Origin of the sequence: Agrobacterium vitis (genome assembly GCF_014926405.1) — a bacterium.
Taxonomy (GTDB): Bacteria; Pseudomonadota; Alphaproteobacteria; order Rhizobiales; family Rhizobiaceae; genus Allorhizobium; species Allorhizobium vitis_H.
Window position 1 is genome coordinate 618224 of record NZ_JACXXJ020000003.1, and the last position, 14936, is coordinate 633159.

Genomic DNA, 14936 nt, shown 5'->3' on the forward strand with positions numbered 1-14936 from the left:
GCGACAGGACACAGTTTATCATCCTGGTCGCTGCGTACATGGCTTTGATGCCGAAGGCAAACACGCCCCGCCACTCGTCTTCACGGACGGGCCGGGGCTTTTTTTATGCGCGATTTTGACTGTCAGAGAAAATCGCATGACCAGAGAGACTGCATGACAAGGATGACCGTTCCGATTTCGATCCTGTTCTCGACCACCGGGCCTTATGCAGCACTCGGTCGGGAAGCCGTGGATGGAGCGATGGCGGCCATTGCGCAGATCAATACGGATGCGGCATTTGCTGTTCAAATCGAGGCGAAACTGGCTGATCCCGGTGGTAATGCCGAGCGCTATGGACTGATGGCGGAAGCGGCCACCCGCGACGATGGCTGCAAACATATCATCGGCGCCATCACCTCCTGGAGCCGCAAGGAAATCCTGCCGGTGGTCGAACGGTCAGGCGCCCTTCTCTGGTATGCCTTTCCTTATGAAGGCTATGAAGCAAGTGACAGCGCGCTTTATCTCGGCGCCTGTCCCAACCAACATCTTCTGCCCCTGTTTGCGCATATCCTGCCACGGTTCGGGCGGCGGCCTTTCATTGTCGGGTCCAATTATATCTGGGGGTGGGAAGTCAGCCGGATCGCCCGGGAACTCACCGAGGCCAGCGGCGGCCAGGTCGTCGCCGACCGTTACATGCCGCTCGGCTCCACCCAGGTCGATCACCTGATTGCTGAAATTCGCCAGAAGCGGCCCGATTTCATCCTGAGCAATCTCGTCGGCCAATCGGCAGCCGCCTTTCTGGCCGCCTATGACGCCCTGCGGCGCGAAGACCCCGCTTTCGGCCCGGAACACTGTCCTGTCACCGCCTGCAATCTCTGCGAAACGGATCTCGCCGGTCTGGAGCCATCTGCCCGGGTCGGCCATATCACTACATCTGTTTATTTCCAGGGATTGGAGAGCGCGGAAAATCAGGAGTTCAAGGCCGGAATCGCACGGCGGCACGGTCAAGACCGCCGCCTAACGACACCTTTCGTTTCCACCTATACCGCTGTCATGGTTCTGGCACAGGCCATCGCCGATGTGGGCAGCGACATGCCGGAAGCCGTGCGCCATGCCGCCACGAACCAGCTGTTTCGCACCCCGCTTGGGCCATTGAAAATCGACCCCCGCACCCAGCACGCCGCGCTCCGTCCGCATATCGCGCTTTCGGACCAAGATGGTTCCTTCACGCTGTTTCAGAGTGCGGCGGTGCCCATTGAGGCCGATCCTTATCTGGTGCGCAGCCAGCCAAAGCGAATGGAAGACACTCCACCCGCCCCTAAACCCCAGACGTCACCATCGCTGAAGGTGATCAAATGAAGCGGCCCGAACGTCCCCTGCTTGCCAATTGGCATGCAATCATCCTGCATCGCCCGCATCCTTCCGTCGATGCGCTGCAACGCCAGCTCGAACTCCTGAATATCCGGGTGACGGTCGCATGGCCGCAGTTGGACGAGAGCCATGCTCGTGCCGATATCGTGTTTTTCGATGCCGATATGGGTCATGACGGTCAATTTCCCTGGCCAGCCGGCTTTGCGCCGATGCCGATGATCGCGCTGATCGGCTCTGAAACGCCGGGGCGGATCGAGTGGGCGCTGTCGCAAGGCTCCAATGCTCATCTGTTGAAACCGGTCGGCTCAACCGGTGCCTATAGCGCCCTGTTGATCGCCACCCATGCCTATCAGGCCGCCCGCAGCCAGGCCGATGACATCCGCAACCTGGAAAACCGGGTCCGCCAAAGGCCGGTCGTGGTGCATGCCGTGCTGGAATTGCTGCGGCAGGGCGCCTGCACCGAGGCTGAGGCCTGGCGCAGACTGCGGATGGTGGCGATGGACTGGGGCATGACAATCGAGGATGCCGCCGAGGCCATCTGCCGCAATGACCGGCATATCGGCGAGTTTCCCATCCCGAAATCCAACTGAAACAGAATTGCAGTCCATAAGGAGTTTTTGCGTGTCGACTATTGAAGGTTTCGCCCCTTACGGCGAGTATCAGACCTGGTATCGGATCACCGGCGACCTCACCTCAGGCAAGCCGCCGCTGATCGTGGCCCATGGTGGTCCCGGCTGCACACATGACTATGTCGACAGTTTCAAGGACATTGCCGCAACGGGTCGCGCCGTCATTCATTACGACCAGGTCGGCAATGGCAAATCCACCCATCTGCCCGACAAGGGCGGCGACTTCTGGACGGTAGCGTTCTTCAAGACGGAACTGCACAACCTGATCGACCATCTGGGCATTCGCGGCGCCTATTGCCTACTCGGCCAGTCCTGGGGCGGCATGCTCGGCGCTGAATTTGCCGTGGACCAGCCCGAAGGACTGAAAGCCCTGGTGATCGCCAATTCCCCCGCCTCGCTGCGCACCTGGGTCTCAGAAGCAAACCGGCTGCGTGAAGCGCTGCCCGCTGACGTGCAGGCAACCTTGCTGGCCCACGAACAGGCGGAAACCACCGACAGCGAAGAGTATATGAAAGCGACGGATGTCTTTAACCAGCGTCACGTTTGCCGTGTCGTGCCGATGCCGCCTGAAGTGCAACGCACCTTTGATGCGATTGCTGCCGATCCCACAGTTTACCACACGATGAACGGTCCCAATGAATTCCACGTCATCGGCACCATGAAGGACTGGACAATCGAGGGCAGGCTCTCGACCATCGCTGTCCCGACCCTGCTGATTTCCGGCCGGTTCGATGAGGCGACCGAAGCCTGTGTGCAGCCCTTCGCCGACGAGATCCCAGATGTGCGCTGGCGGATTTTCGAACAGTCCAGCCACATGCCGCATGTGGAAGAGCGCGACGCCTGCATGGAGGAAGTCAGCGCCTTCCTCGACCAGAAAGCGCCCTGATAACGGCCACGACAAGAGCCGCCAGAATGAACCGAACCCAAGAAGAACCAGAGGGAATGAACTCTATGACCAGATCGACCAAAGCCTTGTCCTGCAAGGCAGGCACATTTCTCGCAACCTGCCTTCTCGCCCAGACAGCACTTTCCGGCCTCTCTTATGCAGAGGACCGGGCCGCGCTGATGGCCCAGCATCGCGGTGGCACGATGGTGCTTTCCGCCGTTTCAGCAGCAGGCACCATCGACCCCGCCATCAACTATACCGGCCAATACTGGCAGGTCTTGCAGATGACCAATGACGGCTTGGTCAAGTTCAAGCAGGCCGCTGGCACCGAGGGCTTCAAGATCGTGCCTGATGTGGCCGAAGCCATTCCCGAGCCGCAGGACGATGGCAAGACCTATGTGTTCAAGATCCGCAAGGGCATCATGTTCTCGACCGGCCAGGAATTGAAGCCGTCGGATGTGGCAGCCTCCTTCCAGCGTATCTTCAAGGTCAATGGTCCAACCACCGGCAGCTTTTATAACGGCATCGTCGGGGCCGACAAATGCATTGCCGATGCAACAAACTGCACGCTGGAAGGCGGCGTGATTGCCGATGACGCGGCGGGCACCGTGACCATTCACCTGACCCAGGCGGATTCGGAATTCTTCGACAAGATGGCCGTGCCCCATGCCAGCATCCTGCCCGCCGACACGCCCGCCAAGGACGCTGGCACCACGCCGCTTCCCGCCACCGGCCCCTATATGATTGCCAGCTACAACCCCAATGAAAAAATGGTGCTGAAGCGCAATCCGCATTTCAAGGAATGGAGCGTCGATGCCCAGCCCGATGGCTACGCCGATGAAATCGTCTATCAGTTCGGCATGACCGAGGAAGCCACGATCAACGCCATCCAGAACGGTCAGGTAGACTGGATGTTCGACACGCCGCCCGCCGACCGCCTGCCGGAACTGGGCTCGAAATATGCCAAGCAGATGCATATCGATCCGCTGGCTGCCTTCTGGTACCTGCCGATGAACACCAATCTGGCACCGTTCAACAATATCAAGGTGCGCCAGGCGGTAAACTATGCGCTCGACCGCGACGCGCTGGTTGGCTTGTTCGGCGGCGATGCGCTGGCCTCCCCGACCTGCCAGATCCTGCCACCTGACTTCCCCGGCTATGCTCCCAATTGCCTTTACACCAAGAACCCCGGCGAAAGCTGGAGCGAGCCGGATATGGACAAGGCCAAGGCACTGATCAAGGAAAGCGGCACGGCTGGCCAGAAAGTAACGATCATTGCCGAGGACAATGCCGTTGGCCGTGGTATCGGCACCTATGTGCAGAGCCTGTTGAACGAACTGGGCTATGACGCCTCGCTGAAGGCGATCTCGCCGAATATCGAGTTCACCTATATCCAGAACACCAATAACAACGTCCAGATCAGCGTCACGCAGTGGTACATGGATTATCCGGCCGCGTCCGACTTCATCAACGTGCTGCTGTCCTGCGACAGCATCCATCCGGGCAGCGATTCCTCCATTAACATCGCCGGTTACTGCAACAAGGAACTGGACAAGCAGATGAAGGACACGATGGCACTGTCCATCAAGGACCCCAAAGCAGCTGACGCCAATTGGGCCAAAATCGACAAAGCCTTCATGGAACAGGCACCGCTCGCTCCATTGTTCACGCCAAAGAGCGTCAACTTCACCTCGGCGCGGCTCGGCAATTACCTGTTCAACAAGCAGAACCGCTGGGTGATCTCGCAATCCTGGGTGAAATAAGCTGGTACATCAGGGGCGAGGCGTAAAAAGCCTTCCCCTCCATTTCCTCCATGAGCGAGCTTTGAAGAGAGCGCAGATGAACGATGTGTCGGAAGGCATGGCCAGCCATGCCCAATCCAATAGAGAGCCTGAACCGCAGGCCCCTAGAAAAGCCGGTGGCGCCAGCCCGTGGCACCGCGCCTGGCGGTTGCTCCGAAGAGATAAATCAGCCATTGCAGCCGCCCTGGTGCTGCTGATCATCATCGCCTCCAGCCTCGCCGCCCCGCTCTATGCCTCGATGATATCAGGCACTGATCCGTTCCGCTCCAATCTCAGCGGCAGGGTGACAATCGACGGTCAGCGGGTGAAGGTCATGCAGGCATCTACCGAAGGCCTTGGCCTCGGCGTTACCCCCATCGGGCCAACCCTCAAAGGACCGTATTTTCTGGGTGCCGATAGTCAGGGCCGCGATGTTGCTGCCCGCCTGCTTTATGGTGGACGCAACTCGCTGCTGATATCCGCGTCCTCGACCCTGATCTGTCTGGTGCTGGCCGCAATCGTCGGGATTTCGGCTGGCTTCTTCGGCGGCGTCACCGATATGGTCCTGTCGCGCATTCTCGACATTCTCTGGGCCTTCCCGGTCTATCTTCTGGCGATTTCGCTGTCCATTGTGTTGATTTCGCAAGGCATTACCATCGGCCCTGTCGAGATCAATTCCAGCAGCCTGCTGCTGCCCATCGGCATTATCGGCATTATCTACGTGCCTTACGTGGCGCGTCCGGTGCGCGGGCGGGTGCTTTCGCTCAAAAACAGCGAATTCGTGCTGGCCGCCATCGGCCTTGGCATTCCCAAATGGCGCATCCTGATCAAGGACATCTTGCCGAATGTCTCGACCACGTTGATCGTCTTCATTCCGCTGATGATGGCGCTGAACATTATCACCGAATCCTCGCTGTCCTTCCTCTCCATCGGTGTGCAGGCCCCGGATGCCAGCTGGGGAACAATCATCCAGGATGGCCAGGGCCTGCTTTACACCCGCCCGCTGGTGGCCCTGGCGCCGGGCATTGCCATCGTGCTCTGCGTGCTGGCGCTCAACGTGCTGGGCGACAGTGTGCGTGATGCGCTCGATCCGCGCACCAAAGTGATTTGAGGAGCCGCCCGATGATCTATGCCCTCATTCAACGTTTCGCCCAGATGATCTTCGTGCTGTTTGGCATTTCGGCGCTGGTGTTCCTGATCTTTTTCGCAACGCCGGGTGCTGATCCTGCCGCCCGCATTGCCGGACGCAATGCCTCGCCGGAAACCATCCAGGCGATCCGCAAGGAATTCGGCTTCGACCGGCCGCTGCCGGTGCAATATGGCATCATGATGAAACGGCTGTTCATTACCCAGGATCTCGCCTCCTTCGTCAATCGCGGCATGAAGGTGGTGCCGCAAGTGACGGCGGCTGCCCCCGTCACCCTGTCGCTGGTGTTCGGTGCTGCCGTGCTCTGGGTGATCGGCGGGATTGCTGTCGGGGTCATTGCCGCCATGGCCCGCGATACGGCGCTGGACCGCGGGCTGATGGTGCTGGCACTGATCGGCGTCTCAATGCCGGTCTACTGGTTGGGCGAGGTGATGAACCTCATTTCCCAGCACCGCTTCCACGACACGATCTTCTTCTCCTGGGTGCCATCGCTTGGCTACAAGCCGTTTTTCACCGACCCCGCCGGCTGGTTCAAGACACTGATTATCCCGTGGTGTACCTTGGCCGCACTTTATATCGGCATCTATGGCCGGGTGCTGCGGGCAACGCTGGTCGAATCCTATCAGGAGGATTTCATCCGCACTGCTCGCGCCAAGGGCCTCAGCCCATCGCGGGTCATGCTGCACCATGCGCTGCGCACCTCACTCATTCCATTCGTCACCATGTTCGGGCTGGATTTCGGCGCACTGGTCGGCGGCTCGGCGCTGCTGACGGAAGTGGTGTTCGGGCTGAACGGCGTCGGACGCCTGACCTATCAGGCCCTGCTCAATCTCGACCTGCCGATGATCCTTGGCACTGTGATCTACGCCTCCTTCTTCGTCGTCATCGCCAATGCCCTGGTTGATGTCGTCTATGTGCTGATCGATCCGCGCGTGCGGGGAAGCTGAAAATGAACCAGAACGACACCATTAAAGACCGGCCCCTGCTGCTGGATGTCAACGGCCTCAGCGTCTCCTTCGCCACCGATCGTGGCTATGTGCGGGCGGTGCGCGATGTGTCCTTTAGCGTGCGCGAAGGTGAAATCCTGTCTGTCGTCGGCGAATCCGGCTCCGGCAAATCAGTGACCCTCTTGTCGCTGCTCGGCCTGCATGACCGCAAGACCACGCGGGTGGACGGCACTGTCACCTTTCGCGGCCAGCGCATTCTGGAGATGTCGGCAAGCCAGATGCGGCGCATTCGCGGCAAGCAGATCGGCCTGATTTCCCAGGACCCGATGACGGCGCTGAACCCGGTGAAATCAGTGGGCTGGCAGATCGCCGAACAGATCCGCGCCCATGAGCCGATCTCGGCACGGGCGGCAAGGCTGCGGGCCATTGAACTGTTGGGCGAAGTCGGCCTGTCCAATCCGGGCGAGGCCGTAGACCGCTATCCGCATCAACTGTCCGGCGGCATGCGCCAGCGCGTCGTCATCGCCATGGCACTGTCCTGTAGCCCGGCGCTGCTGGTGGCCGACGAGCCGACGACGGCGCTGGATGTCACTGTGCAGGCACAGGTACTTGACCTGTTGATCCGCTTGCGCAAGGATTTCGGCTCGGCCATTATTCTCATCACCCATGACATGGGCGTGGTCGCCGAAGTCGCTGACCGGGTGGCGGTGATGTATGCGGGCCGCATCGTTGAACGCGGCACCACCGACCAGATCTTCTCGACACCGATGCATCCCTATAGCTGGGGCCTGATGGCCTCGATCCCGCCTTTGACCGGACCACGCCTGAAGCGGCTGAAATCCATTCCCGGCATGCCACCCACGCCAGACAGCCTGACGGAGGGCTGTGGATTTGCACCGCGATGTATGTTTGCGCGGGAGGGCTGCGCAGCACATCCACCATTGCGACGCATGGGAGAGCAATCGGCGCTCTGCGTGCTGGACGGGCCGGAACGTGAGGCTCTTCGCCAAGACATCCTGCCGCTGGAGACCCTGGCATGAGCGAGACACCCCACCCCACGCCCCTGCTCTCGACACAGGATCTCACCAAGAGCTTCACTGTCGGCAAGACCATGCGTCCCGGCTCCGGCAAACTGCTGCGCGCCGTCGAAGGCATCAGCCTCGACGTTTACCCCACAGAGACCCTGGGGCTGGTTGGCGAATCCGGTTCTGGCAAATCGACGCTCGGACGCTGTCTGACACGCCTTTACGATGTCAGCGGCGGATCGCTGATGTTTGACGGACAAGACATTACCAAGGTGGACGGCAAGGCGCTGAAAGCCGTGCGGCGCAAGATGCAGATGATCTTCCAGGACCCCTCCGCCTCGCTCAATCCGCGCCGCAAGGTGCGCGATGTGCTGAGCGAAGTGCTGAAGGTTCACAAGATCCGCGAGGGTGCCGCTATCGAGGACCGCCTGGCCGAACTGATGGATCTCGTCGGGCTGAGGCGCGAATATCTGGACCGCTATCCGCATGAGTTTTCCGGCGGACAGCGCCAGCGGATCGGCATTGCCCGGGCCTTGGCGGTCGAACCGAAGATGATTGTTGCCGACGAGCCGGTTTCCGCGCTCGATGTGTCGGTGCAGGCGCAAATCGTCAACCTGTTCAGCGAGTTGCGCGAAAAGCTCGACCTCACCTATGTGTTCATTGCCCATGATCTGGCCGTGGTGCGGCAGGTCTCAACGCGGGTGGCAGTGATGTATCTCGGCTCCATCGTCGAGATCGGCGAAACGGATGCGCTCTATGCCAATCCTAGCCATCCCTATACGCAGGCACTGCTGTCGGCCATTCCGCAACCGCATAAGCGCGAAAAGCGCGAACGCATCCTGCTGACAGGCGAAATTCCAAGCCCGCTCAATCCGCCAAGCGGGTGCAAGTTTTCCACCCGCTGTCCTTATGCAAAGGATATCTGCCGCGACCTGCGACCACCGCTGACGCCTGTCTCGGCAGAGCGCAAAGTCGCCTGTCATTTTCCGCTGGATTGAAGAAAAGGGAGCCTGCCATGTGCATCGCCTGCACCCATACCATCCACCGCGCCCAGCATCACTTCGGCTGGGACAAGGATTTCAAACCGGCGCTGGTCGCAAAACCAGGCGAAACGATCCTGTTTGAATGCATGGATGCCTCCGGCGGCCAGCTCGGCGCCGATGCAACGCCTGCGAGCCTTGCGACCCTGGATTTTGCCGGAATCAACCCGGTGTCCGGCCCGGTTTATATCGAGGGTGCCATGCCCGGCGATGTGGTCAAGGTCTCCATCCGCAAGTTTCATCCCTCCGGCCTGGGCTGGACCGCCAATATTCCGGGCTTTGGCCTGCTCGCCGATCAGTTCAAGGACCCGGCCCTGCATGTCTGGCACTATGATTCGGTGTCGATGATCCCTGCCCTTTACGGCCCAGGCGGCAAGGTGCCGCTGAAACCCTTCGCCGGAACCATCGGGCTTGCGCCAGCCGACCCCGGTCCGCACTCAGTCGTGCCGCCGCGCAGGGTCGGCGGCAATCTTGACATCCGCGATCTCTCGGCGGGTGTGACGCTTTATCTGCCAGTCGAGGTCGAGGGCGGATTGTTTTCGGTCGGTGACACCCATGCCGCGCAAGGCGATGGGGAAGTGTGCGGCACCGCTATCGAAAGCCGCATGGATGTGGAACTGACGCTGGATCTGGTGAAGGGCATGGCCCTGCAAAGCCCGCGCTTCACCGTGACCGAACCCGTCACCCGGCATCTGGACGGCGCGGGCTATGAGGTGACGACCGGCATCGGCCCTGACCTGATGACCGGCGCCCGCGAGGCCGTGATGCGAATGGTCGATCTTCTGGCCGCCGAGCATGGCATGGCCCCGGTCGATGCCTATATGCTTTGCTCGGTCTGCGGCGATCTCAGAATCAGCGAAGTGGTCGATATGCCGAACTGGGTGGTGAGCTTTTATTTTCCCCGGATCGTTTTTGCCTGACAATAGGCAAGTGACGGCAGCGGCACGGGCCGCCGCCCTCACTGTTTTGACGATCAACTATTGGTCAGCAGCTTGCCGCCCTGTTCCATGCTTTCGCGGCTTCCCGCATATTCGAAGGGGAAAACCGAGAAGGCCCGGTTGGACTGATAGAGATCACCGATCACCTCGATCAGGCCGGACACCTCTTCCGGCTCTGGCAGGAACTCGGTCGGGTACATCCAGTGCATGATCCGCTTCAGGCAATAGCCAAGCCAGCCCGATCCATCCGGCAGTGAGGCAGGCATGCCACCAGCATTGGCCACGGCAAACTGAATGCAGCAGGCGGCGGCATTCAGGCTGCAATAGCGGTCTGTCAGCGCATAGAAATTGGCGCTGTTGGAAAATCCGCGACCAAGTCTCGCCTGAGCCTCGCGCCGAGCCTGATCCAGCTTAACGACCTCATCCATCACGCTCACTACCAGCGCATATTCGCTCTCCGACACCAATGGCTTCAACTCGCGCAGCGCATCGGGAAGGCCAGCCAGACTGATATCATCGCCATTGCCGGAAAGACCAAGCTTGCTCCAGCGCGGCGGACCCACAGGACGGCGGATATCGTAGATATCATCCAGCAACGCCCGGCGCGCTGCATCGAACGGCTGTTCACGAGCAGCCAGCGCCTTGCCAAGCGCCAGTTCCATCTGGCTGCCAACGACGCGCATGTTCACATAGCTATTGCCATCGACAAAGCCGGTCATGCCGATATCGCGCAGCAGCTTCTGGAAGACGCCGTGACCGAAACCATCGCGCAGGTAGAAGCGCGCGCCGATCACTGTTGCCAGGCTTTGCAGCGATTGTTCCAGCCGCTTCGGCACCAGATATTTGGAAATGGAGGAATAAAGGAAAAGCTGGCGAGGCAGGCAATGCACCAGCCGAGTGGCAGAGGCGACCATGATTTCCGAGATCATCAGATCGGCAAAGGCATCGGCGATCTGGCGACGGCTGACCGGCAATTCGATCACCTTCTGGTTGCCATAGAGGCTTCGGTTGGCAGCAAAGCCATAGGCCAGCCGCAAGCCGGTATCGACAGCGCCGAGGCACATGGCAGCCACGCCAAGCCGCAGGGATTGCTGGCTTTTCAGCGATACTTCCAACCCGGCACCTTCGCGGCCAAGCACCTGACCAACCGGCACCTTGGCATCCTCGTAGCGCACCCCGCCCAGCGGCAGGCCGCGCACGCCGTAAAGACGTTCATTGGGCAGAACCCGGTAGTTCTTGCGCTCAAGATGACTACGATCAACGATCAGCATCGTGTGAGAGACCGGCGAAATCGCCTCGTCCGTGCGGGCATGAACGATCATCGCACCGGCCCGATCGGCAAAACCAATCGGCCATTTCTCGCCATTGACGCGGTAGAACTCGCCATCCTTGATCGCCGTGGTCTCGTTGGTCAGAAGGTCGCTGCCATGGCGGCCTTCGCTCAACCCCCAGGAAATCGAGCCACCAGAGGCCACGAAGCGTCCATATTCCCGGATCTGCTCTTCCGTGCCGCAGGTGACAATCGCCAGATAGCCGATGAAGGGCAGGATGGCGATGGTTGCCAGGGTCATATCGCGGCGGGCAATGGCCCGGTACATTTGCAGGGATTCCGGATAGGAAAACATCATGCCGCCAGCACCTTCCGGCACCAGCCATTGACTGATGCTTTCACCCACCAGCGCATCATAGGGACGGGCCGGAAACCGCTCTGCTTCGTCATCAGCCATGATCTGCGCGAAGGAGGCCGGTGCTGCCGTATCCCACGGATCGCCCATGGCCAGATCCAGCTGCCGCAATGTCGCCAGGACCTCGGCAGACCCTTTTTTCTTCACCTCGGGAAATAGCATCTGAAACTCCTGATCAAAATGTCTTGCATGGCCCTGTCGAGACCACCTGAAAAACGAGAAAAATCATCGACCGCTGCTAAACCGCAGCGTGCCGTCTTTCATCACCATAAACGTCTTCACCAGCCCCCATCGCTTCTGCGAGACTATGCCAAGCCGCTTGATAGAACCGATCTTCTCCGCTGAAGGCATAGCGATCACCGGCCAGCAGGCGTTGCAGCATGAAGGGCAGAAGATCGTCCCCGCCCTCAGCCAGTGCCGATAGCGTGCAGCAGGAAACGGCATAGAGCCGTGCAAATTGAGCTCCCGCATTGACGGCTTCCGGCCGTTCGCCCTGGCGCAGGGCCAGCAGTTCAGTCATGCCCTCTTCAAGGGCGGCAAAACGTGTCTCTGCCTCTTGCAGCGCGTCCACCACCGCACGGTCGTGCTCGGATGTCAGCTTGGAAAACCGGTCTGCAAGCCCGGGCAACAGATCCGTCAATGGCTCACCTGCCCTGTTCAGCATCGGCACTTTGGCAAGCACCATGGCCGGGCAAGGCGAGGACGGTGACAGTTCCGCCTGCAATTGCGCAAACAGCGCATCGGCAAGACCCGGTTCAAGCTTGGCGCGGCGCTTCGTCAGACTGGGCAATTGATTGGCCAACATGCCGAGGTTAACCTGCGGATTGATATCCATATATTGCGCCACTTCACCGTCGCGGCGCAATTTCTGAAGGATCGCCGAGACCGGCTCCTCCGCCAGCACCGAGCGGGCACCCAGGGCTGCCATCAAGCTGGTGAAAATCCGGCTGCTGAATTCCTGGGCGATCTGTTTGGCGACCGCCGCCGCCACCGGAAAATGCTGCGGACGGAAAGACGCGAAGCGGGCTGCGGCTTTCGCGACACTGTCCATGATCCGGTAATCGGCATAGGCACCGGCCAGCAGAAAATGCTGATGCGGATGGCCGCCATTGGCCTGTTTGGCTATCTCGCCATAGGTCAGCCGCAAGGCGCTTTCGCAGGGGCCGAGCATGGCACCAATCGACAGAAGCTTGATGACAGATTCGGCGCGAAATACCAGCTCGATGCCTTCGCCTTCGCCACCCACCCGGTTTGCAACATTGACACAGGCCACATCAATATCGACATCGGCGACATCGATGCCGCGCATGCCGCTCAGTTCTGCCCGTGGGTGTGGCAGGGTGGATTCCCATTGCGGTTGCCGGTCGATCAGAAACAGCGAGAAAGCCGCCGGTCCGCCTGCACCCGTCTTGGCCATGACCATCAAGGCCCGCGCCTTTTCGGCCTGACCAACCAGCCATTTGCGGCCATTGATCACATACCAGTCACCCTGACGTTCCGCCTTTGTCTGGTTGTTGATCAGATCGCTGCGAATGCCGGGTTCGTTGACGGCAAGGGCTACGCTGTGGCCCGCAAGCAGCCAGTCCGACAGGGTCTTACGCTGCGCCTCAGTGCCAGCCAGATCGAGCACCGTGATTGCCCCGATGGAATACATCAGCCGAGGCATCAGCGATGGATTGCGGCCCGCCAGAAGGCGCGCCATTTCAAGCACCGCTTCCAGATCCACCAATTCCCCGCCCGTCTTCCAATGGGCTGGAATGATCTGCCGGATAAAGCCTGACTCGACCAGCGCCGTGGCCTGGAGGTCGAGACTATCGCCGTCAAGATCGGCCTTCACGGCAGTGGCGAAGGAAAAGGGGTGGTCATCTTCAAGCGGATCGCCCAACAGCGTCCGCAACCGGTCGAGATAGAAGGCGGATGTTGTCATAGCGGCGCAATCTCATAGGACATCGGATGGGGGAAGCGGACACCGGCCATGGCCAGCCAATGCAGCCGCGTCTCAAAGGCCGCGCCCTGCAACAGATGGGTAGCGACATCCACGACACGGCGTCCCTCCGGCTGTTCCAGATAGGTGCCAGCCGTCCATTCGTTGAAGTCACCAATCGCCGGACCGCTCCAGATCTGGTAGTCGATCTGACGCCCCTCTTCCCCGGCATTGGCCCAATGAGATGCCTTGCCAAGATAGGCCCGAAACACCAGCGCCATCTTGCGCTTCGGATCGGCTTCCGCCTCCGTGACCTGTTTGGGGTCGCGGCCGACAAAATAATCCGCCGTCATCCGCCAGACATCGGCAAGGCTTTGCTTGAACAGTTTCTGCTCCAGCTCTTGCACCACCGGTTCAGGCAGGGCGTCGAGACTGTCATAGCGGCGATAGAGATCGTAGAGCATCTTGGCGCGGCTGGCGAACAGCGTGCCGCGCTTCAACACCTGCAACTCCACCCCAAGCTCGAACATATCAGCAGCCGGTGCCATTGTCGTATCGGCAAAGCCGCATTTGGCCAAAAGGGCGCGCACCGAAGGCGATGAGCCGGATTCCTGACACGCCTGATTGACCGACCCGGTCACCACATAGGCGGCACCCGTTGCAAAGGCGGCGGCAATTGCCTTGGGCGAGCCAAGTCCGCCACCGACACCGATGCGGATCGGCTTGGCGTAACCATTCTTCTCGGCCACTTTCTGCGCCTGCCGCAGCAGGATCGGCAGCAATACGACCAGCGGTCTGCGGTCGGTATGCCCGCCGGAATCGGCTTCAGCCGTAATGTCGTCGGCAATCGGCACCTGGGCCGCCAATGCGGCCTGGTCCTCGCTGATCGCGCCCTGGGCCAGCAGCTTTTTCAAGATGTTTTCCGGCGCAGGCTCCATGAAGACCGAGGCCACTTCCGAGCGAGAGACCTTGGCGATCAGCCGATGGCCAATATCGATGCCGCCATCCTCCCTGCGGCGAAGGCCAAGCGCCCGGTAACGCACCAGTGCAGGCGTCAACCCCATGAAGGCGGAGGCTTCGACAATGGTGACACCATAGCGCAGCAGAATATCGATCAGGCCATTTTCCATAGCCGGTTCACTGGGGCTATGGATGAGATTGACTGAAAACGGCGCGCCTTGTAGCGCCGAGGTAATCTTGGCCAGCGCCTGATCGACCTGTTCCAGCCGAACGCCGCCTGCACCATAGCTTGCCAGAAACCCCTGCTGCGCCAGCGCAATAACCAGGTCCGGCGAGGCGATGCCATTGGCCATCGCGCCTGCCATATAGGGGAAGCGCAGATCGTAATGGGCCAGGAAATCCGGGTCCCCCAGCGCACTTGGCGCCAGGGCAGGATAGCGGCAGACCACTTTGAAACCGGCTTCCAGCGGCTCCAGTTCCGAGGTCACCCCAAGCCGGGTGCCATCGCTGACCACGGAGCCAGGTTGATCCAATTTCTGCAATTGCCGACGGATTGACGGGGTGTCCCAGACAATAGCAGGCGTTGCGGAGGCGTCTTCAAATCGTGCATTGATCGTCATGATA

At 60.3% G+C, this 14936-nt stretch carries 12 protein-coding genes; 9 read left to right on the plus strand and 3 right to left on the minus strand.

Annotated elements, in window-relative coordinates; translation table 11 throughout:
* Positions 1–153 precede the first annotated feature (153 nt).
* From IEI95_RS04355 to IEI95_RS04395, 9 genes are all read left to right on the plus strand, one after another.
* Positions 154–1338 carry a transporter substrate-binding protein gene (locus tag IEI95_RS04355; RefSeq protein WP_194416012.1) on the plus strand — a complete coding sequence of 395 codons (1185 nt, stop codon included), beginning with the start codon at positions 154–156 and terminating at the stop codon, positions 1336–1338.
* Positions 1335–1940, plus strand: a complete 606-nt coding sequence (locus tag IEI95_RS04360; RefSeq protein ID WP_156532200.1) for an ANTAR domain-containing response regulator — start codon at positions 1335–1337, stop codon at positions 1938–1940. The genes IEI95_RS04355 and IEI95_RS04360 overlap by 4 nt, the downstream gene beginning before the upstream one ends.
* A gap of 31 nt (positions 1941–1971) precedes the next feature.
* Positions 1972–2865, plus strand: coding sequence for a proline iminopeptidase-family hydrolase (locus tag IEI95_RS04365; protein WP_194416014.1), 894 nt, complete (start codon positions 1972–1974; stop codon positions 2863–2865).
* A gap of 65 nt (positions 2866–2930) precedes the next feature.
* Positions 2931–4628 (plus strand): ABC transporter substrate-binding protein, encoded by a 1698-nt coding sequence (locus IEI95_RS04370; RefSeq protein ID WP_234890948.1) that lies wholly within the window; start codon positions 2931–2933, stop codon positions 4626–4628.
* Between the two features lie 97 nt (positions 4629–4725).
* The gene (locus tag IEI95_RS04375; protein WP_194416261.1) at positions 4726–5757 is read left to right on the plus strand and encodes an ABC transporter permease; all 1032 of its coding nucleotides are present in this window, start codon (positions 4726–4728) and stop codon (positions 5755–5757) included.
* 11 nt (positions 5758–5768) lie between these two features.
* On the plus strand, positions 5769–6740 hold the full coding sequence (locus IEI95_RS04380; protein WP_156532196.1) for an ABC transporter permease: 972 nt from the start codon (positions 5769–5771) through the stop codon (positions 6738–6740).
* A gap of 2 nt (positions 6741–6742) precedes the next feature.
* Positions 6743–7780 carry an ABC transporter ATP-binding protein gene (locus IEI95_RS04385; protein WP_156532195.1) on the plus strand — a complete coding sequence of 346 codons (1038 nt, stop codon included), beginning with the start codon at positions 6743–6745 and terminating at the stop codon, positions 7778–7780.
* On the plus strand, positions 7777–8763 hold the full coding sequence (locus IEI95_RS04390) for an oligopeptide/dipeptide ABC transporter ATP-binding protein (protein ID WP_156532194.1): 987 nt from the start codon (positions 7777–7779) through the stop codon (positions 8761–8763). Before IEI95_RS04385 ends, IEI95_RS04390 begins: the two co-directional genes overlap by 4 nt.
* Positions 8764–8780: 17 nt before the next feature.
* The gene (locus tag IEI95_RS04395; RefSeq protein WP_156532193.1) at positions 8781–9725 is read left to right on the plus strand and encodes an acetamidase/formamidase family protein; all 945 of its coding nucleotides are present in this window, start codon (positions 8781–8783) and stop codon (positions 9723–9725) included.
* Positions 9726–9778: 53 nt separating this feature from the next.
* Here the strand turns inward: IEI95_RS04395 and IEI95_RS04400 are convergent, their stop codons facing one another.
* The 3 genes from IEI95_RS04400 to IEI95_RS04410 form a co-directional block, all read right to left on the minus strand.
* Positions 9779–11590, minus strand: a complete 1812-nt coding sequence (locus IEI95_RS04400; protein ID WP_156532192.1) for an acyl-CoA dehydrogenase family protein — start codon at positions 11588–11590, stop codon at positions 9779–9781.
* A gap of 76 nt (positions 11591–11666) precedes the next feature.
* Complete coding sequence (locus IEI95_RS04405) at positions 11667–13355, minus strand: acyl-CoA dehydrogenase family protein (protein ID WP_156532191.1); 1689 nt, start codon at positions 13353–13355, stop codon at positions 11667–11669.
* Entirely contained in the window at positions 13352–14932 is a 1581-nt protein-coding gene (locus IEI95_RS04410) for a PfaD family polyunsaturated fatty acid/polyketide biosynthesis protein (RefSeq protein ID WP_156532190.1), read from the minus strand. The genes IEI95_RS04405 and IEI95_RS04410 overlap by 4 nt, the downstream gene beginning before the upstream one ends.
* Positions 14933–14936 lie beyond the last annotated feature (4 nt).

Coding starts and splice junctions, on each gene's coding strand:
- IEI95_RS04380 (WP_156532196.1), top strand. CDS start 5,769: ATGATCTATGCCCTCATTCAACGTTTCGCCCAGATGATCTTCGTGCTG.
- IEI95_RS04410 (WP_156532190.1), bottom strand. CDS start 14,932: ATGACGATCAATGCACGATTTGAAGACGCCTCCGCAACGCCTGCTATT.
- IEI95_RS04385 (WP_156532195.1), top strand. CDS start 6,743: ATGAACCAGAACGACACCATTAAAGACCGGCCCCTGCTGCTGGATGTC.
- IEI95_RS04395 (WP_156532193.1), top strand. CDS start 8,781: ATGTGCATCGCCTGCACCCATACCATCCACCGCGCCCAGCATCACTTC.
- IEI95_RS04375 (WP_194416261.1), top strand. CDS start 4,726: ATGGCCAGCCATGCCCAATCCAATAGAGAGCCTGAACCGCAGGCCCCT.
- IEI95_RS04360 (WP_156532200.1), top strand. CDS start 1,335: ATGAAGCGGCCCGAACGTCCCCTGCTTGCCAATTGGCATGCAATCATC.
- IEI95_RS04370 (WP_234890948.1), top strand. CDS start 2,931: ATGACCAGATCGACCAAAGCCTTGTCCTGCAAGGCAGGCACATTTCTC.
- IEI95_RS04390 (WP_156532194.1), top strand. CDS start 7,777: ATGAGCGAGACACCCCACCCCACGCCCCTGCTCTCGACACAGGATCTC.
- IEI95_RS04355 (WP_194416012.1), top strand. CDS start 154: ATGACAAGGATGACCGTTCCGATTTCGATCCTGTTCTCGACCACCGGG.
- IEI95_RS04405 (WP_156532191.1), bottom strand. CDS start 13,355: ATGACAACATCCGCCTTCTATCTCGACCGGTTGCGGACGCTGTTGGGC.
- IEI95_RS04400 (WP_156532192.1), bottom strand. CDS start 11,590: ATGCTATTTCCCGAGGTGAAGAAAAAAGGGTCTGCCGAGGTCCTGGCG.